The following is a 17,386-nucleotide window of genomic DNA, read 5'->3' on the forward strand; positions in this document are numbered from 1 at the left end:
TTGGCGTGCTTCACCGCCCACGAGGTCGTCCCGCCCTGTCGGCGACCTCGTCAGGGGCAACCGGCGAGGACGTCGGAGAGCCGGTCGAGCCCCGTCTCGACGTCCGCCCGGGAGCCGGCGAAGCTGAGGCGCACCGCCCGCCCGCCGTCCCGGGTGTCGAAGTCGACGCCCGGCGCGAGGGCGACCCCGACGCGGTCGAGCGTCTCGTGGCACCAGGCCAGCGAGTCGTCCGTGAGGTGGCCGATGTCGGCGTGCACGTAGAAGGCGCCGTCGGCCGGGGCGAGCCGGGTGACGCCGAGCCGCGGCAGGCGCTCGAGGAGCAGGGCGCGGTTGGCGGCGTACGAGCGGACGTGGCCGTCGAGCTCGTCGTACGAGGCGTCGGAGAAGGCCGCGAGCGCGGCGTGCTGGGCCAGCGCCGGCGGGCAGATCGTGAAGTTCCCCGTCAGCACCTCGACGGCGCGGCGCAGCCGTCGCGGGACGAGCATCCAGCCGATCCGCCAGCCGGTCATGCAGAAGTACTTGCTGAAGGAGGAGAAGACGACGGCCTCGCGGCTGGTCTCCCACGCCGAGCGGGCCATCCGCTCGCCGCCCTCGAGGGGGGCGTACTCGATCCCGTGGTAGATCTCGTCGGAGATGAGCTGGACGCCGTGCGCCTCGCACCAGGCGGCGAGGGCGGCGAGCTCCTCGGGGCGCAGCATCGTGCCGGTCGGGTTGGCGGGGGAGGCGACGACGAGCCCGCGGAGCCCGTGCTCGCGCCACGCCCGTTCGACCTGGTCGACGGTGGGCTGGAAGCGGTTGGCCGGGCCCGTCTCCAGCTCGACGACCTCGCAGCCGAGGGCGCTGAGGACGTTGCGGTAGCAGGGGTATCCGGGGCGGGCCATGGCCACGCGGTCGCCGTGCTCGAACGCGGCGAGGAAGGCGAGCAGGAAGCCACCACTGCTCCCGGTGGTCACGACGACGTCGTCGGGGTCGACGTCGAGGCCGTTCCACCGGTGGTGGTGGGCGGCGATGGCCTCGCGCAGCGGCGCGATGCCGGTCGACGGGGTGTAGCCGAGCGAGCCGCCGTCCTGGAGCAGGCGGATCGCCTCCTGCGACACCGCGCGCGGCGCGCCCGCGCTCGGCTGGCCGGCGAGCAGGTTGACGACGTCGCCGTGGGTGCGCTGGCGCGCCGCCGACGCGGCGAGCAGGTCCATGACGTGGAAGGGGGGGACGGCGGCCCGGGTCGCCACCGTGAGCCGGTGGGCGGGCGAGGCGTCGGGCGTCGTGCTCACCGCCCGACCGTAACCCCCGCCAGGTCGCGGGGGAGGGGTCAGGTCACGGTGACGGTGGCGCTCGTCGTGACCCCGTTGACGGTGAGGACGAGGGTCGCCGTCCCGGCGCGGAGGGCGGTCAGGCGGCCGGTGGCGGCGTCGTACCGGACGACGGCGGAGCCGTGCTCGTCGAACGCGACGCCGGTGCCCGACCACTGCGCGCTCACCGGCCACGCGACGGGGACGACCACGCCGCTCTGGGTGAGGGTCGGGGAGAGGGTGACGACCGAGCCACGGCCGAGGGTGGCCGGGACCGCGAGCTGGAGCGAGTCGACGGCCGGGTGGGTCTCGGCCTGCAGCCACGCGGTGCGGTCGCCGGGTTCCGGCGCGCGACCGACGATCCCGCGGGCGGGGTCGATGCCGAGCATCGTCCAGCCGCGGAAGCCGCCGTGGTCGGCGTTGCCGGCGGGCGTCTTGCCGGAGTTGCCGTTGACGACGACGGAGACGCCCTGCGCCGACGAGCCGTCGAAGACACCGACGTGCCCGTTGACGACGGCCACGGACTTGCCGGTCTGCGCGCGGAACCGTCCGAGGCGGTCCTGCAGCTGCTGCGCCTCCAGACGGTCCGTGAGCTGTGACGCCTTGTCGGCCAGCGGGTCGTCCATGGGGACGTGCATCGCGACGAGCACGCCGGTCGTGTCCGGGTCGGTGGCCGCCTGCTGCAGCTGGGCCTCGAGGTCGACCAGCTGCTGCTTGCCGTCGTCGTTGCCGTGCAGCGTGAGCGAGCTCGTGTTGAGCGTGATGAGGCGGGTGCCGCCGCCGGGTGCGCTCAGCAGCCGCGTCGTGTGGGCGGGGCCGAAGACGGCCTCGAAGTTCGTGATCGGACCGCCCATGACCTCGTGGTTGCCGGGGACGTAGGTCCACGGGACGCGGTCTGCGACCTCCTCGTCGAGGACCTGCTCGGCCAGCGCGAGATCGGCCGGGCTCGCCTCGTCGACGAGGTCGCCGTCGATGACGAGGTAGTCGGGCTTCGCGGCGACGATCTCGCGCAGCCGCTCGCGGACCGACTGCAGCAGCTCGCCGTCCGGGTCGCGGGCCACGAACTGGCCGTCGGAGAGGACGGCCACGCGGAGCGGTCGGTCGGCGACCGTCCCGTCGGTCAGGACGACCGGGTCGTGCACGGGCTGCGTGGTCACACCGGTGCCCGGCGGGCTGACGTGCGCGACGAGGTCGGCGACGGAGACGTCACCCTGGTACTGGGTGTCGGCGCGGACCTCGAGGAAGCGGATCCGGCTGACCGTCAACGGCATCGCCGTCCCGGCCGGCACGGGGAAGGTCACCTGCTGCCACCCGGTCCACGTGACGAGCGGGCCGTCGAGGTTGCTGACGGTGCCGTCGCCGCTGGCCACCATGATCCGCGGCCACGCGCCGGAGCCGTCGCCCTTGACCCACATCGACAGCTCGAGCGGCTGCCCGGAGACGGTGATGGGGGCGGGTGGGACGGCGTACATGCCGCGGGTCGCGGTGCTCCGGGTGAAGTCGTACTGCAGCCGCAGCCCGGGCTCGCCGGACGGACCGGTCGTCGTCGTCACCGTGCCGGTCGCGCGGTCGCTCGCGGCGGTCCACGACGCGCCGTCGGCGAAGCCGGCGACGGTCTCGTCGTCGAGACCGACGAGCACCTGGGTCTCGGCCCAGTGGTCGCCGACCTGGAAGCGCACCAGCGCCGTGCCCTTGGCCGTCGCAGGGGTGATGGTGAAGCCGTCGGCGCCGTCCGGTGTGACGACGACGCCGGGCTCGGCCTCGACCCGCACGTCCTGCGGCTCGACCGGGGACGGGCGCCCGTCGGCGTCGTACCCGGTCAGCCGGACGGGGGCGCTGCCGTCGCGGCCGGTGAAGGGGATCGTCGCCCGGTCGACCGCGAGGTGGTCCAGCGGTCCGAGGACGGTGAGCGGGGCGGTGGCGGTGCGGCCGCGCCCCGCGTCGAAGGTGACGCCCGAGGGCCCCGTACGCCGTCCTGTGGCCACCGCCTCGTCCCCGCGCCCGCGGGTGACGGTGAGCCGGCCGTTCGTGGCGGTGAAGCGGCCGTCGTGCTCGGCGGCGGCGTACGCGGCGTCGACGCCCGAGCCGAAGACGGTCCGGTGCAGGCCGGTGAGGACGGTGTAGGCGCCGGCGCGGGTGCTGACGGGTCGGGACTGCGCGCTCACCGGTCGGCCCTGGGGCTGGGCGGAGGAGAAGAAGAGCAGCGAGTTGGAGACGGGGCGCTCGGTGCCGTCCTGGGGCGTGTTGACCTCGACCGGGGTCGTCGTGCCGGCGATCCGCGCGACCATCGTCGACGAGCCGCCACCGTCGAGGTTGATCGCTTCCCAGGCACCGAGGCTCTGCATGAGGACGGCGAGGTCGGTGCGCTTCATGCCGACCGACGCCGTCGTCAGGCCGTCGACGGTGAGGGCGATGACCCTGGTGCCGCTGCGGTCCACGCCGATCGCGGTGCGGGCGTGCAGGCCGTCGTCGCTGATGCCCGACGCGACGGCGCCGTCGGTGACGAGCTGGTCGGCGCCGGAGAGGGCGAGGTCGACGTCCTCGCTCAGGCCGACCTCGACGTCGACGTGCTGGCCGACCTGCAGCGCGCCGACGACCGCGGCGCCGGCGTCGCGGCCGAGGAGGACCTGCCCACCCTCGGTTACGGCCGGTGCGCCGGCCCCGGAGCCGACGGCGGTGACGACGCCGCCGACGACCGTCGCGCGCGCGACCGGCTCGGGGACGGACCCCGGTGTCCCTACGGCGTAGTCGAGGGTCGTGTCGCCCCAGAGGGCCGAGTAGACGCCGATGCCGTCGGTCGGCAGGTGCGGCGTGTTGAAGCCGGCCAGCGGGTGGGCGGAGCCGTCGGGGGTGGTGAGGGTGCCCGAGGAGGTCAGGGCCCCGACGACCGCCCTGCCGCCGACGAGCTGGAAGGCCGGGCGGGTGCCGGTCACGGTGTTGGCGATCCCGGTGCGGGACTTGGCGATCCCGACGGGGGCGCCGCTGGCGTTGATGTCGAAGAAGTCGCCGTTGATCCCGGCGACCGCGCCCGTGTCCTGCATCTGCTGGGTGACCGGCGCGACGCCGGCCACCTTCCCGCTGTCGCGCACGTCCATCGCGAGGGTCTTCTCGGTGAGGTCGGCGGTGAGGACGGTGCCGCGGTTCCAGCCGCCGGACTCGAGACGCTGGTAGCTGGTCAGGTCCAGGCCGGGCGCGACCGGGCGGGTCGAGACGGTGGCCAGGGCCTCGCCGTGGGCGGTGAAGTCGTAGCCGTCGCTCTCCTGCTGCGTCGGCGGGATGCCGCCCGGCGCGAGGCTGACCGCGGTGGACGGCGCAGGGGGGACGTCGGCCCGTGCGGCGCCGGGCGGCACGAGGGCCGTGCCGACCAGCGCGGCGGCGGGCAGGAGCGTGAGGACGACGGGGCGGCGACGCAGCAGCACGCCTCGCAGCATGCCGTCATTCGTTCACGCTGTGAAGACCTTGAAGGTGAACAAGTCACCAACGAGGCCGGGTCACGGAGCGGCGCGGGGGAGCCAGCGGATCACGTCGGCGATGACGGCGTCCCACAGGGCCCATTCGTGCCCGCCGGCGCGGTAGTCCTCGGTGAGGTCGAGGCCCTTGTCCTCGGCGGCGGCGACGAACCGCTCGACGTGCGCGAAGAGCGCGTCCTCGGTGCCGCACGAGACGTGCAGCGGCGGCACGGCGCTCGCGTCGGCCTGCTCGAGCAGCGCGAAGAGGTCGGCGTCCGGGGTCGGCCGGCCACCCTCGAAGATCCGCTCGAACGTCACGAGCCGGTCGGGGCGCTGCGCGAGCGCCTGGATGTCGACCGCGCCGGACAGGCAGGCGGCGCCGGCGTACCGGTCGGGGTGGGTGAGCGCGAGCTTGAGGGCGCCGTACCCGCCCATCGACAACCCGGCCACCCAGGTGTCCTCGCGGCGCCCCGACACCCGCAGGTAGCGCCGGACGATCGTCGGCAGCTCCTCGGAGACCCAGGTCCACCACTTCTGCCCGTGCACCTCGTCGGCGTAGAAGCTGCGGCCCGCGGCCGGCATGACGACGGCGATGCCGGCCTCGGCGGCGTACCGCTCGATGCTCGTGTAGCGGGTCCACGCCGAGTGGTCGTCGGACAGCCCGTGCAGGAGGTAGAGCACCGGCAGCTCGCCGGACGACCGCTCCTCCTGGTCGACCCCGATCTGGCTCTCGCTCGTCTGCGGGAGGACCACCCGCACGCTCGTGCCCATCTCCAGCGCGTCCGAGAACAGCTCCCACGTCATTGCGGCCATGTCCGCCACCGTACGGCGACCCCGGGCCGCCTCCGCCGTCGTCTCACCGGCTGGCGAGACGCCGATGGACCGCTCGTGGGCAGGGCCGGGACGATGACGACACCGTCCCCGCGAGCGAGAGCGAGCCCGCTGTGCCCCTGACCCAGTCCGAGCTGTCGGTCGCGATCGACGGCGAGCTGCGCACCGGCCGCGACGCCGCGCTCTCGGTGTGGGACCACGGCTTCCTCTACGGCGACGGGTGCTTCGAGGGGCTGCGGCTCTTCGACGGCCGGTTCTTCCGGTTCGCGGACCACCTGGCGCGGCTGCAGCGCTCGCTCCGCATCCTCGGCATCGCGCACGAGGTGGACGTCCAGGCGACGTACGACGTCGTGTGCCGCGTCGTCGCGGCGAACGAGCTGACCGACGCGCACGTGCGGATCATCGTCACGCGTGGTCAGGGCACGCCGGGGATCGACCCGCGCGTCTGCCCGAGCCCGTCGGTGGTCGTCATGGCCTACCCGATGCCGCCGCTGCTCGGGACCGACCCGGTCGACCTCGTCGTCAGCTCGGTGCGGCGCAAGGCACCCGGCTCGGTCGACGCCCAGGTGAAGTCGCTCAACTATCTCGACTCGGTGCTGGCCAAGCAGCAGGCCAACGCCGCCGGTGCGCACGACGCGGTCATGCTCGACGACGCGCACTGCGTGTCCGAGGCGACCGGCGCGAACCTCTTCGTCGTCCGCGACGGGGTGCTGCGCACCCCGACGACGCGGTCGGCGCTGCCGGGGATCACCCGGCGGACGGTGCTCGAGCTGGCGGAGGCGGCGGGGCGTCGTACGGACGTCGTGGACCTGACCGTCGGCGACCTGTACACCGCCGACGAGTGCTTCCTCACCGGCAGCGGTGCGGGGATTGTCCCCGTCGGGTCGGTCGACGGGCGGCGGCTGCCGGCGTCGCGCCCCGTCACCGAGTGGGTCACGGGGGCGTACGGCGCCGCGACCCGCGGCTCCGAGCTCACGGTCCCGGCGGACGGGACGCACCGCTTCTGAGGTCCGTACGCTCGCGTCCGTGGGCGTGCGGAACTACCTGGTCGAGGGTGTGTCGACGACGGGCAAGACGTCGGTGTGCCGCGAGCTGCAACGACGCGGCGAGCACGCCGTCAACGGTGACACCGAGCTGGCGTACCAGGGCGACCCGGTCACCGGGGAGCCGACGGACGTCCCGGCGCACGAGCACCACCTGTGGCACGTCGACCGGGTCGAGGCGCTCGTGGCCGACCGGTCGCGCGAGCGGACGTTCCTGTGCGGCGGGTCGCGGAACCACGGTCGATTCCTGGGACTGTTCGACGAGGTGTTCGTCCTCACGATCGACGAGGCGACGCTCGAGGAGCGGCTCGCGGCGCGGCCGGCCGACGAGTTCGGCTCCGCGCCCGACGAGCGCGAGCTCGTGCGGCGCCTGCGCCGGACGCAGGAGGACGTGCCGGACGGCACGCGCATCGACGCCACCCGGCCGCTCACCGAGGTCGTCGACGACATCCTGCGCCGCACGGCCGGCTGAGGGGGTGGCTCTCACGCGGCGCGAGGGCGGTATCACTTTGATACCATGAGTTCATGGCCATGACGCTGCGGCTCTCGGAGTCCGATGAGGCTGTCCTGACGGAGCTCGCCGACGCCCTCGGTGTGAGCAAGCAGGAAGCGACCGTGCGCGCCATCCGCGAGACGGCGCAACGTCAGGTCCACGAGAGGCGGGTCTCCGAGCTGTCGTCGCAGGCGCGACAGCGGTACGCGGACGTTATCGACCGCCTCGGGCAGTGACCGAGTACCTCAGCCTCGAGGACCTCGTCGCGCTCGTCGGAGACCTGGGAGTGGGTCCGATTCGCGATCTCGGACTGCTGGACTCGGCGGCGCATCGTCCGCAGACGCATCTGTACGGTCACGAGGCGTACGACAGCCTGGACCTCAAGGCGGCGGTGCTGCTCGAATCCCTTGTCGGCAATCACGCGCTGGTGGACGGCAACAAGCGGCTGGGCTGGCTGGCCACCGTCGTGTTTCTTGGGTTGAACGGAGCCACGGTGGAGGCGCCCGACGACGACGCTTATGAGCTGGTCATGGCCGTGGCGCGTGGTGATATCGCCCTCAGCGAGATCACGACCACCCTGGCGCAGTGGCACTGACCGGCACCCACCGCGCTTACCCGGTCCGACCTCACGCGCCTCATGCGACTTTTCGGGGTCGCTCAGGCGGGGCAGCGCTGCACACGGTGTGGCCCGCCCGGCCCTCGTGCCCGACCTCCTAGGCGCACTCGCCGCAGACGCCGTCGCGGTCGTTGTCGAAACCGTGCTCGGCCCACGGTGGCGACAGGCAGGGCAGGCACCGAGTGCACGCAACTCAGCGGCGTGAGCCCGGCGGTCCCTCCAATTGGACAACATCTCGTGAGCATGTCAGCCCAAGCCCTGTCGGCGGGTCCGGCGATCAGCCGAAGACGAGGCAGAACGGGTGGCCGGCCGGGTCGCGGTAGACCCGATAGCCGCGCTCGTCGTCGGTGGTCACAGGAGTCGCTCCGAGCGACGTGACCTGGCGCTCGGCGGTCTCGACGTCGTCCACCCGCAGGTCGAGGTGCAGCTGCAGCGACGACGCGTCGTCCGGCCACGGCGGTGGCGCCCACCCGGGCCCGGCGATGTGGAAGGCCAGCTCCCGGCCGCCCGGCCCGCGCCCGATGACCACCCAGTCCGCGCTGTCCTCGTTCACCTGCATCCCCAGCACCTCGGCGTAGAAGGCGGCCAGCGCTCGCGGGTCGGGGCAGTCGACGACGGTCTTCTCCAGCCGTGCGCCCATCCGTTCCTCCTACCGGGAGCCGGCCGCGACGAGCCTGGCCAGCAACGGCTCGAGCAGACCGACGAGCGCGGTGAGCTCGACGTCGGACAGGGCGTCGTACGCCGGCTCGGCGAGGGCGTCGGTGACCGCCTCGACGCGCGCCTTGGTCGCGCGGCCCTCGTCGGTCAGCCAGCCGTCGTCGCCGACGAGACCTCGGGCGCGCATCCCGTCGACGATCCCCGCGATGTGGTCGGCCGGTAGGTGGCCGAGCCGCCCGAAGTCCTGCGCCCGCATCCCGTCGGTGAGCGCCAGCAGCGCGTGGGACTCCCCCCCGCCGATGCCCTCGGCCATGAGGGCGGCGATGTGACCGCCGCCACGGTGCTCCCGCAGCAGGGTCGCCGCGTGCCACAGCCGGGCGACCGGGTCGGTCGGGAGCGGTAGCGCCCGCAGACCGGCGTAAAGCGCGCGCCCTTCCACGGGGGCCGCGAGCCCGGCCACCAGGGCCAGGTCGGCCGCCCGCGCCACCTGCGCCGAGTCCGCCGCGTCACCGAGCAGCCGCCGCAGCGCCGCGACCGCGCCACGCTCGCGGGCGGCGAGGGCGGCCTCGGGTGTCGTCACCGACCACACCCAGGGGAGGTGCCGCGCCGCCTCACCCGGCGCGAAGTTGTGGAAGACCGCGTGCACGACCTCCGCCGGGACGAGCCCGAGCGGCGCGGCCCGCGAGGCGAAGTAGCCGTCCCAGTAGCCCCGTAGCCCGAGCGCCATCAGCTCGGCCGTCGGCTCCTCCGACATGTAGGAGACCAGGTGGAAGGGCTCGAGGAGCTCCCACACCCGGCGGGCGACGGGGCGCCGTACGGGGTCCTGCACGGTCAGTTCCAGCTGGCCGGGGGCCCGAACCGCGGCGCCATCGTCACGCCCAGATCGGTCTCGAGCTGGGTCTCGCGCTTGGCGGTCCGCAGCACCATCCCGAGCCGGGTCTCGGTGTCCGGGGCGGCGAGCAGCAGCTGCGCCTCGGACGGCTCGAGCTCGAGCACCTGCGGCGCCCACCACGACACCCCCGTGGGGTCGTCCGGCGGCCGGCCGTCGTCGGAGAGCGCCTCGCCGCGCGCGTCGAGCTGGGTGATGACCGCGGCGACGACCTGGTCCGACAGGGCGGTGGCGCGCTCCTCGTCGCCGACCGGCTCGTCGAGCCGCTCGACCAGCCCGCTGAGGTACGGCGTCGCGGCCGTCTCGTCGAGGCCGTGGAGCCGGAACCGGTCCGTGCCGACGGCGACGAGCCCGAAGACGTTCTCGCCGATGAGCCCGACCTGGCGGATGCGCGCGACGGTCCCCACCTCGTGGACGTCGCGGATGCCCTCGCCGACCTCGAAGCCGCGGCGGATGCACACGACCCCGAACTCGGGCGTCACCCCGACCTCCTGGGCCTCCTCGCCGAGCAGGTCGGTGAGCATCGCGATGTAGCGCGGCTCGAAGATCTGCAGCCCGAGCGGTGCACCCGGCACCAGGACCGTGCCGAGGGGGAAGAGCGGGAGACGTTCCACCCCCACCACCCTACGATCGGGTCATGGCCCGCGTCCCGTCCGAGACCGCCCCGCTGACGAGCTTCCGCCGGGGGACGATGACCTTCGAGGTCGACGACTCCGGTCCGCGCACCGGGCCGCTCGAGGGCGAGACGGTCGTCCTGCTGCACGGCTTCCCGGCCGACAAGGAGTGCTGGGTCGACGTCTCCGCCCGGCTCCAGGAGCAGGGCCTGCGCACCCTCGCGCCGGAGCAGCGCGGGTACTCGCCGCGCGCCCGGCCCCGCCCGCGGACGGCGTACAAGACCTCTGAGCTCGTGGACGACGTCGTCGCCCTGCTCGACGCCGCCGGGGTGGAGAAGGCGCACGTGGTCGGGCACGACTGGGGTGGCGCCGTCGCCTGGACCCTCGCCGGCGCGCACCCCGACCGGGTCGCCTCGGTGACGGTGCTGTCGACCCCGCACCCGGCCGCCCTCTCGCAGGCCTACCGCGACCCGTGGCAGGCGCGGCACTCGGCCTACATGGCCTGGTTCCAGCTGCCGGTCCTGCCCGAGCTGCTCTTCGACCGGACGATGGCGCCGGGCCTGCGCCGCTCGAGTCTGCCGACCGCCGTCGCCGACCGTTACCTGGCCAAGATGCGCGAGCCGGGTCGGCTGTCCGCGACGATCGGTTGGTACCGCGGGATGCCCTTCTCGCGCGGCTCGGTCCACCGCTGCCGCGTGCCCGCGACCCTCGTGTGGGGCAGCCGCGACCCGTTCCTCGGCCGCACCGCCGCCGAGCTGACCGAGCGCTTCGTCGTCGCGGACTACCGCTTCGTCGAGCTCGACGAGGGCCACTGGCTCCCCGAGGTGGCGCCCGACGCGTGCGCCGAGGAGATCGTGCGGCGCGTCCGCTCCGCCGTCCCCGGCGCGACGGGGGCCTGAGCCGGTGCCGTCGTACGACGTCGCCGCGCTCCCGGAGGAGATCGTCGGCTTCCTCACCGAGCGGCACCTGGCCAGCCTCACCACCCTGCGTCGCGACGGCACCCCGCACGCGACGGCCATCGCCTTCACGTACGACGCCGCGACCCGCACGGCCCGGGTCATCACCTCCGACGGCAACCAGAAGGTCCGCAACATCGAGCGGGCCGGCGAGGCCGGCGCCCCGGTCGTGCTGTGCCAGGTCGAGGGGCGGCGCTGGCTGTCGCTCGAGGGGAGAGCGCGGGTCGAGCGCGATCCCGCAGCCGTGCGCGACGCCGAGGAGCGCTACGCCCGTCGCTACCGGGTCCCGCGCGAGAACCCGCGCCGGGTCGTCCTCGTCGTCGCCGTCCAGAAGGTGCTCGGACACTACTGAGCGGCCGTCCGCCACCGTCGATCGCCAGGGTTGTCCGGGTGTGCGCCCGGGTACCTGCCGCGCCATGACGTTGACCAGGAGATCGGTGCTGGGCATGGCGGGGGGCGTCTCGGGCGCCGCGTTGCTCGGTGCGTGCGGGGGGTTCTCGACGAGCGGTGGCTCGTCCGACCAGGGCGGCGGGGGCGACGACACACTGACCTTCACCACGTGGGGCACCGACGCGGAGCTCGCCGGCTTCCGCTCGGTCATCAGCGCCTTCGAGAAGGCGCAGTCCGGGCGGAAGGTGACGCTCAACGTCGTCCCCTACGCCCAGATGTTCACGACCATCGACGCGCAGATCCAGGCGGGCAAGGCCCCCGACGTCTTCCGCGTCCCCTACTACACGCTCGGCGCGTACGCCGGCCGCGGCCAGCTGCTCGACCTGTCGAAGGACCTGCCCTCGGACATCTCGAGCCGCTTCACCGACACCGCCTGGGCGGCGGTCCAGGGCGACGGCAAGCCGTACGGCGTCCCGCACCACACCGACACGTCCTGCATCTTCTACGACAAGCAGGCCATGGCCTCGGTCGGTGTCACGCCGCCGACGTCGGTCGACCAGGCCTGGTCCTGGGAAGAGCTCACCCAGGTCATGACCCGGCTGAAGAAGACGCTGCCGCAGGGGAAGTACCCCTTCGCCTACAACTGGCAGGGCAACGGGGTGACCCGCTGGCTCAACCTGCTCTTCCAGGCGGACGGTCGCTTCCTGGATACGGACCTCAGGACGCCGGCCATCGACTCCGCGGCGGGCAAGCTGGCCGTCGACTTCTCCAAGAGCTTCTTCAGCCAGGGTCTCGTCCCGCCGAACAGCTCGGTGAAGTCGACGACGCTGGCCGCCGACGCGTGGTACGCCAAGACCGTGCCCGTCGTCTTCGGTGGCGCCTTCCTGCTGCCGGACGCCGCGTCGACGTACCAGGGCGACTGGTCGGTGACCTTCGCCCCGCGCAAGGTGCGCGGCGGTGGCGACTTCGGCGGCAACGCGCTCGTCGCCACGGCGACGACGAAGAAGGCCTCGCTCGCCGCGGCCTTCCTCGAGTTCGCCACGCAGGCGGACCAGATGAAGGCGTTCTGCGCCGGCGCCTCGCTGCTGCCGACCCGCAAGGACCTCACCCAGTCGGGGATCGACTTCGTCAAGCGGCCCGAGCTGTCGCCGATCTTCCTCGGCCAGGCCCAGCAGGTGAAGCCGCAGGACGCGGCGCAAGTCGCCCAGCCCAACATGGCCAAGATCATCACGGTGCTCAAGGACCAGCTGGACAAGGCGTTCATCGGCAACCAGTCGACCGAGGCGACGCTGAGCGGGCTGTCCTCGGGCATCGCGTCCGCCACCTCGGCGTGACGGGCACGACGTGACGACGGCGACAGCGGGGCCGGCGGTCGCCCCGACCGCCACCCCGCCGCCGCGGTCGCGCCGCTCCGGCCCGGGGCTGCGCGGCGAGACGCGGGCGGCCTACGGGTTCCTCGCGCCGGCGCTGCTCCTGCTCGTGCTCTTCGTCGCCGTCCCGCTCGCCTGGGCCGCGGTCATCAGCCTCCAGCGCACCAACGGTTTCGGCGCCGGCACCTTCATCGGCCTCGGCAACTACGCGCGCCTGCTGTCCGACCCGACGTTCTGGCGGTCGGCGCTGAACACGCTGCTCTTCACCGCGCTCGTCACGCCGCTGTCGATGGCGCTCGGGCTCGGCGCGGCGCTGCTGCTCAACTCCGTGCTGCCGGCCCGTGGGCTGCTGCGCTCGGTGCTCATCCTGCCGATGGCGGTCTCGGGCGTCGCGACCGCGCTCATCGGCCTGCTCGTCTTCGACCAGAACACCGGGGTCGTCGACTCGGCGCTGCGGGCGGTCGGCCTGCCGTCGATCTCGTGGCAGTCGGGCAGCGCGCCGGCGTTCGCGTCGGTCGTCCTCGTCACCCTGTGGTGGCGGATGGGCTTCAACATGCTCATCTACCTCGCCGGGCTGCAGGGCATCTCGCCCGAGCTCACCGAGGCGGCCACCCTCGACGGCTGCACGACGTGGCAGCGCATCCGCTACGTGACGATCCCGCTGCTCGGACCGAGCAGCTTCTTCCTGCTCATCATGAACGTCATCTACTCGTTCCAGGTCTTCGACATCGTCTACGTCCTCACCGGCGGCGGGCCGCAGAACGCCACCTCGGTCCTCGTCACCTACGCCTACGACACCGGCTTCGACACCCGCGACCAGGGGTACGCCGCCGCCATCGGCATCGTCCTGCTCCTGCTCTCCCTCCTCTTCACCGCCGTGCAGTGGCGGACCAACCGCAGCCGTGACCTCGTCGACTGAGCGGGCGGTGCCCGCGGGACGCCGTACGGGGCGTCGTACGGACCGGTGGAAGCCGGCCCGGCTGCTGGCCGCCGTCGTCCTCGCCGTCGTCGTGCTCTTCCCGCTCTACTGGATGGTCGTCGTCTCGCTCACCAGCCGGCGCGAGCTGCTCGGCGGGAGCCTGCGGCTGTGGCCGCAGCAGGTGACCTTCGAGAACTTCCAGCGGGTCGTCGACGCGTTCCCGGTGGCGACGTGGTTCGGCAACTCGTTGTCGATCGCGGTGACGACCTCGGTCCTCACCGTCGCCGTCGACCTGCTGGCCGGCTACGCCTTCGCGCACCTGCGCTTCCGCGGGTCCAACCTGCTGTTCCTGCTCTGCCTCGGGACGCTCATGCTCCCGGTCCAGGTGATCATGGTGCCGCTCTACCGGCTCGTCACCGGGCTCGGGATCTACGGCTCGTACTGGGCCGTCATCCTCCCGACGGCGGCGTCGGCGTTCGGGATCTTCCTCGCGCGGCAGTTCGTCCTCGCCATCCCGCGCGAGCTCATCGAGGCGGCGCGCATCGACGGCGCCGGGCACCTGCGGATCTTCCTGCGGATCGTCCTGCCGCTGAGCCGACCGCTCATCGCGGTGCTCTTCTTCATGACGCTGCTGCAGTCGTGGAACGACTTCGCCTGGCCGCTCATCGCGCTCAAGGACCAGCAGCTGTTCACCCTGCCGATCGGGCTGCTCTACCTGCAGGGCCAGTACGGCGCCGACTACGGCGCCACGATGGCCTTCGCCCTCGTCAACGTCGTGCCGATGGTCGTCGTCTTCCTCGTCTTCCAGCGCTACTTCGTCCAGGGGTTCGCGCGCACCGGCCTGAAGTGAGGCCGGGCCGCGCGGCGCCGTACGCTGAGCCTCGATGATCGAGCTGCTGACGCCCACCCAGGTCGAGGAGATGCGCCCCGCCGGGCGTTTCGTCGCCTCCGTGCTCACCCGCCTCGCCGAGGAGGCCGACGTCGGGGTGAACCTGCTCGACCTCGACGCCCTCGCGCACGACCTCATCCGCGAGGCCGGGGCCGAGTCGTGCTACATCGACTACGCGCCGAGCTTCGGGCGCGGACCGTTCGGCAAGGTCCTGTGCACGTCGGTCAACGACGCGGTCCTGCACGGGCTACCGCACAAGTACGTCCTCCGGGACGGCGACCTGCTCTCGCTCGACTTCGCCGCGAAGCTCGAGGGGTGGGTGTGCGACTCGGCCGTCTCGCTCGTCGTCGGCTCGGCGGCGCCGCAGGACGAGGCGCTCATCGCCACGTGCCAGGAGGCGCTCGACGCGGCCATCGCCGTCGCGCGGCCGGGCAACAAGACGGGGGACCTGTCGGCGGCCATCGGGGCGGTCGCGCACGCGCACGGCCACGGGGTCAACACGCAGTTCGGCGGCCACGGCGTCGGCCGGACCATGCACGGCGACCCGCACGTCGCCAACGACGGCAATGCCGGCCGGGGCTACCCGCTGCGCCCCGGGCTCGTCATCGCGATCGAGCCGTGGCTCCTGCAGTCGACCGACGTCATCCGCTTCGACGACGACGGCTGGACGATCCGCTCCGGCGACGGCTCGCGCGGCGCGCACGTCGAGCACACGATCGCCATCACCGACGGCGACCCGATCGTCCTCACCACCCGCTCCTAGCGTCCGCATCTCTGCGGCACCGGTGCCGCAGCAGTGCGGACGTCAGGAGGTGGGGTCGGCCGTCGCGGGCAGAGCGAGCGCCGCGAGCCGCTGCAGCTCGGCGACGTGCGCGCCGAAGGCGGTGCGGCCGGCGTCGGTGAGCCGGACCCAGGTGCGGGGTCTCCCGGTCGCGGTCCGGCGCTTGGAGGAGGTCACGTACCCGGCCTGCTCGAGGGCCTTGAGGTGCTTGCTCGTCACCGAGTCGGCGATCCCGAGCGTGTCCCGCAGGACCCCGAACTCCACCTCGGTCACGGGGACGAGCAGGCCGCACAGCTGGAGGCGCGTGGGCTCGTGCACGACCGCGTCGAAGGCGGGCGTCACCGTCGACGTCATCGCTCGTCCTGCGCCCAGCGACGACGGGCGCGCTGGTCGAGCACCGACCCGCCGACGAAGGCACCGCCGGCGGCCGCGGCGGCGAGGACGACGTACGGCCACGGCGCGTCCAGGCTGGCCAGGGCCCGGGCGACGATCGCGAGCCCGACGACGAGGACGAGCAGCAGCGGGATGCGCACCCAGACGAGAGGGTCGCGGCGGGCGCTGCCCACGCCGCGGCGGCGGCGGACCTCGGCGAGCCCGATGACGAGGGCGACGGGCACGAGGGCGAGGCCGTCCGCGTCCGGGCGGAAGGCCCACACGGCGACGTACGCCGCGAGCAGGACACCGACGGTGACGACGACGCGCAGCGGGAGTCCGGACCGGTCGAGGATGCGGGTGCGCTGCTGGTCCAGCAGGTCGAGCTGCGCCTGGGCGGAGGGGCTGTCGTGGTGGGTCATGGGACCGACGCTAGGTGAACCTTTCCGATGGGGAAAGTCCTCAGCGGAAAGATCCACCTGTGGGTGGAGACGTCTCCACCCACCGTGGCAGGACCCCCTGCTGCGTCCGCACCGCCAAGGCACCGGTGCCTCGACGACGCGGACGTCACGCGGCGGTACGGCGTCGCGCGACACCCCGGGTGGCCACGGCCACCCCGGCGACGGCGACGACGAGCCCGACGACCTCGCGCAGGTCGAGCGAGCGGTGCAGGACGAGCCACTCCATGACGGCGGTGACCGGCGGCATGAGGAAGAACAGGCTCGCGGCCGCGCCGGCACCACCGGCCCGGACGAGGACGCCGAGCAGCAGCAGGCCGACCACCGAGTTGACGATGGCGATGTAGAGCAGCGCCGCCAGTCCGGGGCCGAGCTGCGTCACGGGGTAGAGCCCCTCGAGCGGCAGCGAGACGCACCAGACGATCGGCGCGGACACGGCGAACTGCAGCGCCGCCGACCAGATCGGGTCCGGGCCGTGACCGATCCAGCGCTGCCCGAGCGTGCCGAGGCTGAGGGCCAGGGTGCCGAGCACCCCGAGACCGACGCCGACGACCCCGCCCGCGGCGCTGACGTCGGGGCCGAGGACGACGAGCACCCCGACGACCCCGACGACGAAGCCGACGACCTGTGCGCGGCTGAGCCGCTCGCCGAGCAGCACGGCGGCGAAGAGCGCGGTGAGCACCGGGGACAGCGAGTGCATGAGGGACCCGAGCGTCCCGCTCAGCCCGGCGCGGAAGGCGAGGTACATCGCGCCGAACAGGAAGCCGTTCATGACGAACCCGACCAGCGCGATCCGAGCGACGGTGCGCCGGTCCATCCGGGGGCGTCGTCGCAGGGCTAGCGCGAGCAGCGACGCGACGACCGCGGCGATGGCGAACCGCCAGGCGACGAGCGTGAGCGGGCCGACGTACCGAACGCCGTAGGGGCCGGCGATGTAGCCGGCCGACCAGACGACGACGAAGGCCGCCGACGGCAGCAGCGGGAGGGTGGTGGCGCGTCCGGTCCGCTCCTGCGTCACGACGTCCGCCACCTCGGCATCGTGTCACGGGTGGTGCGGCGCCGCCCGACGGGTCCGGCTCAGCGACCGGTGGTGCGGCGGCCCCGCAGCAGGTAGATCAGGGGGACGACGCCGACGGTGTTGGGCACCGCGATGGCGACCGCCCACCGGCGCTTGGACCCTCGGACCTGGGCCGCCGGCCGGCGCCACAGGTCGACGAGGGCGACGAGCTTGAGGACTCCCTCCAGGGTCCCCAGCAGCCAGATCGCCCCCCGGACCCGGGGGTCGATCTCCGACCACGGTCTGCGGGTCATGCGGCGCCTCCCTCGTGCTGGGCCGACCGTCGGCAGTCTCCTGCTCCCGGTCCGCGGCG

General features: G+C 73.3%; 20 protein-coding genes. 10 read left to right on the plus strand and 10 right to left on the minus strand.

Translation table 11 applies throughout. The features are described 5' to 3' along the window. Window positions 1-50: 50 nt before the first annotated feature. The 3 genes from FB458_RS08485 to FB458_RS08495 form a co-directional block, all read right to left on the minus strand. The gene (locus tag FB458_RS08485) at window positions 51-1,271 is read right to left on the minus strand and encodes an aminotransferase class I/II-fold pyridoxal phosphate-dependent enzyme (protein WP_246061127.1); all 1,221 of its coding nucleotides are present in this window, start codon (window positions 1,269-1,271) and stop codon (window positions 51-53) included. A gap of 38 nt (window positions 1,272-1,309) precedes the next feature. Continuing rightward, window positions 1,310-4,708 (minus strand): phosphodiester glycosidase family protein, encoded by a 3,399-nt coding sequence (locus FB458_RS08490; protein ID WP_170185604.1) that lies wholly within the window; start codon window positions 4,706-4,708, stop codon window positions 1,310-1,312. Window positions 4,709-4,780: 72 nt separating this feature from the next. Next, window positions 4,781-5,551 carry an alpha/beta hydrolase gene (locus FB458_RS08495; RefSeq protein ID WP_141848115.1) on the minus strand — a complete coding sequence of 257 codons (771 nt, stop codon included), beginning with the start codon at window positions 5,549-5,551 and terminating at the stop codon, window positions 4,781-4,783. A gap of 131 nt (window positions 5,552-5,682) precedes the next feature. Between FB458_RS08495 and FB458_RS08500 the strand changes: the two genes are divergently transcribed. Genes FB458_RS08500 through FB458_RS08515 form a run of 4 tightly spaced genes read left to right on the plus strand, consistent with a single transcriptional unit; the run spans window position 5,683 to window position 7,700 of the window. Then, window positions 5,683-6,576, plus strand: a complete 894-nt coding sequence (locus FB458_RS08500; RefSeq protein WP_170185605.1) for an aminotransferase class IV — start codon at window positions 5,683-5,685, stop codon at window positions 6,574-6,576. Window positions 6,577-6,595: 19 nt separating this feature from the next. Continuing rightward, complete coding sequence (locus tag FB458_RS08505) at window positions 6,596-7,084, plus strand: DEAD/DEAH box helicase family protein (protein WP_141848117.1); 489 nt, start codon at window positions 6,596-6,598, stop codon at window positions 7,082-7,084. A 53-nt stretch (window positions 7,085-7,137) separates the two neighbouring features. After that, the gene (locus FB458_RS08510) at window positions 7,138-7,341 is read left to right on the plus strand and encodes a CopG family transcriptional regulator (protein WP_141848118.1); all 204 of its coding nucleotides are present in this window, start codon (window positions 7,138-7,140) and stop codon (window positions 7,339-7,341) included. Continuing rightward, the gene (locus tag FB458_RS08515; protein ID WP_141848119.1) at window positions 7,338-7,700 is read left to right on the plus strand and encodes a type II toxin-antitoxin system death-on-curing family toxin; all 363 of its coding nucleotides are present in this window, start codon (window positions 7,338-7,340) and stop codon (window positions 7,698-7,700) included. Before FB458_RS08510 ends, FB458_RS08515 begins: the two co-directional genes overlap by 4 nt. A 298-nt stretch (window positions 7,701-7,998) precedes the next feature. Here the strand turns inward: FB458_RS08515 and FB458_RS08520 are convergent, their stop codons facing one another. From FB458_RS08520 to FB458_RS08530, 3 genes are read right to left on the minus strand one after another with little or no spacing between them, the layout of a single operon-like run. After that, window positions 7,999-8,361, minus strand: coding sequence for a VOC family protein (locus tag FB458_RS08520; protein ID WP_141848120.1), 363 nt, complete (start codon window positions 8,359-8,361; stop codon window positions 7,999-8,001). Between the two features lie 9 nt (window positions 8,362-8,370). After that, the gene (locus tag FB458_RS08525; protein ID WP_211355975.1) at window positions 8,371-9,207 is read right to left on the minus strand and encodes an SCO6745 family protein; all 837 of its coding nucleotides are present in this window, start codon (window positions 9,205-9,207) and stop codon (window positions 8,371-8,373) included. 2 nt (window positions 9,208-9,209) lie between these two features. After that, the gene (locus FB458_RS08530; RefSeq protein WP_170185606.1) at window positions 9,210-9,881 is read right to left on the minus strand and encodes an LON peptidase substrate-binding domain-containing protein; all 672 of its coding nucleotides are present in this window, start codon (window positions 9,879-9,881) and stop codon (window positions 9,210-9,212) included. Between the two features lie 23 nt (window positions 9,882-9,904). Here FB458_RS08530 and FB458_RS08535 point away from each other — a divergent pair, with 23 nt between their 5' ends. From FB458_RS08535 to map, 6 genes are all read left to right on the plus strand, one after another. Next, entirely contained in the window at window positions 9,905-10,780 is an 876-nt protein-coding gene (locus tag FB458_RS08535) for an alpha/beta fold hydrolase (RefSeq protein ID WP_141848122.1), read from the plus strand. A 4-nt stretch (window positions 10,781-10,784) separates the two neighbouring features. Then, entirely contained in the window at window positions 10,785-11,189 is a 405-nt protein-coding gene (locus tag FB458_RS08540) for a pyridoxamine 5'-phosphate oxidase family protein (protein ID WP_141848123.1), read from the plus strand. A 94-nt stretch (window positions 11,190-11,283) separates the two neighbouring features. Beyond that, the gene (locus tag FB458_RS08545; protein WP_141850416.1) at window positions 11,284-12,561 is read left to right on the plus strand and encodes an ABC transporter substrate-binding protein; all 1,278 of its coding nucleotides are present in this window, start codon (window positions 11,284-11,286) and stop codon (window positions 12,559-12,561) included. A 10-nt stretch (window positions 12,562-12,571) separates the two neighbouring features. After that, the gene (locus FB458_RS08550; RefSeq protein ID WP_170185607.1) at window positions 12,572-13,516 is read left to right on the plus strand and encodes a carbohydrate ABC transporter permease; all 945 of its coding nucleotides are present in this window, start codon (window positions 12,572-12,574) and stop codon (window positions 13,514-13,516) included. Beyond that, window positions 13,500-14,366: a carbohydrate ABC transporter permease gene (locus FB458_RS08555; RefSeq protein WP_246061128.1), complete on the plus strand. Its 867-nt coding sequence runs from the start codon at window positions 13,500-13,502 to the stop codon at window positions 14,364-14,366. Before FB458_RS08550 ends, FB458_RS08555 begins: the two co-directional genes overlap by 17 nt. A gap of 34 nt (window positions 14,367-14,400) precedes the next feature. Next, entirely contained in the window at window positions 14,401-15,168 is a 768-nt protein-coding gene (gene map / locus FB458_RS08560; RefSeq protein WP_141848124.1) for a type I methionyl aminopeptidase, read from the plus strand. Window positions 15,169-15,210: 42 nt separating this feature from the next. On the opposite strand, the gene FB458_RS08565 is transcribed toward map, so the two are convergent. The 4 genes from FB458_RS08565 to FB458_RS08580 all read right to left on the minus strand — a co-directional run bounded on the left by FB458_RS08565 (window position 15,211) and on the right by FB458_RS08580 (window position 17,327). Next, the gene (locus tag FB458_RS08565) at window positions 15,211-15,540 is read right to left on the minus strand and encodes a transcriptional regulator (protein WP_141848125.1); all 330 of its coding nucleotides are present in this window, start codon (window positions 15,538-15,540) and stop codon (window positions 15,211-15,213) included. After that, on the minus strand, window positions 15,537-15,980 hold the full coding sequence (locus tag FB458_RS08570) for a hypothetical protein (RefSeq protein ID WP_141848126.1): 444 nt from the start codon (window positions 15,978-15,980) through the stop codon (window positions 15,537-15,539). Before FB458_RS08570 ends, FB458_RS08565 begins: the two co-directional genes overlap by 4 nt. Window positions 15,981-16,125: 145 nt before the next feature. After that, entirely contained in the window at window positions 16,126-17,046 is a 921-nt protein-coding gene (locus FB458_RS08575; RefSeq protein ID WP_141848127.1) for a DMT family transporter, read from the minus strand. Between the two features lie 47 nt (window positions 17,047-17,093). Next, on the minus strand, window positions 17,094-17,327 hold the full coding sequence (locus FB458_RS08580) for a DUF5652 family protein (protein WP_141848128.1): 234 nt from the start codon (window positions 17,325-17,327) through the stop codon (window positions 17,094-17,096). Window positions 17,328-17,386: the final 59 nt, after the last annotated feature.

The sequence above is a fragment of the Lapillicoccus jejuensis genome (genome assembly GCF_006715055.1).
In the GTDB taxonomy this organism is placed as follows: Bacteria; Actinomycetota; Actinomycetes; order Actinomycetales; family Dermatophilaceae; genus Lapillicoccus; species Lapillicoccus jejuensis.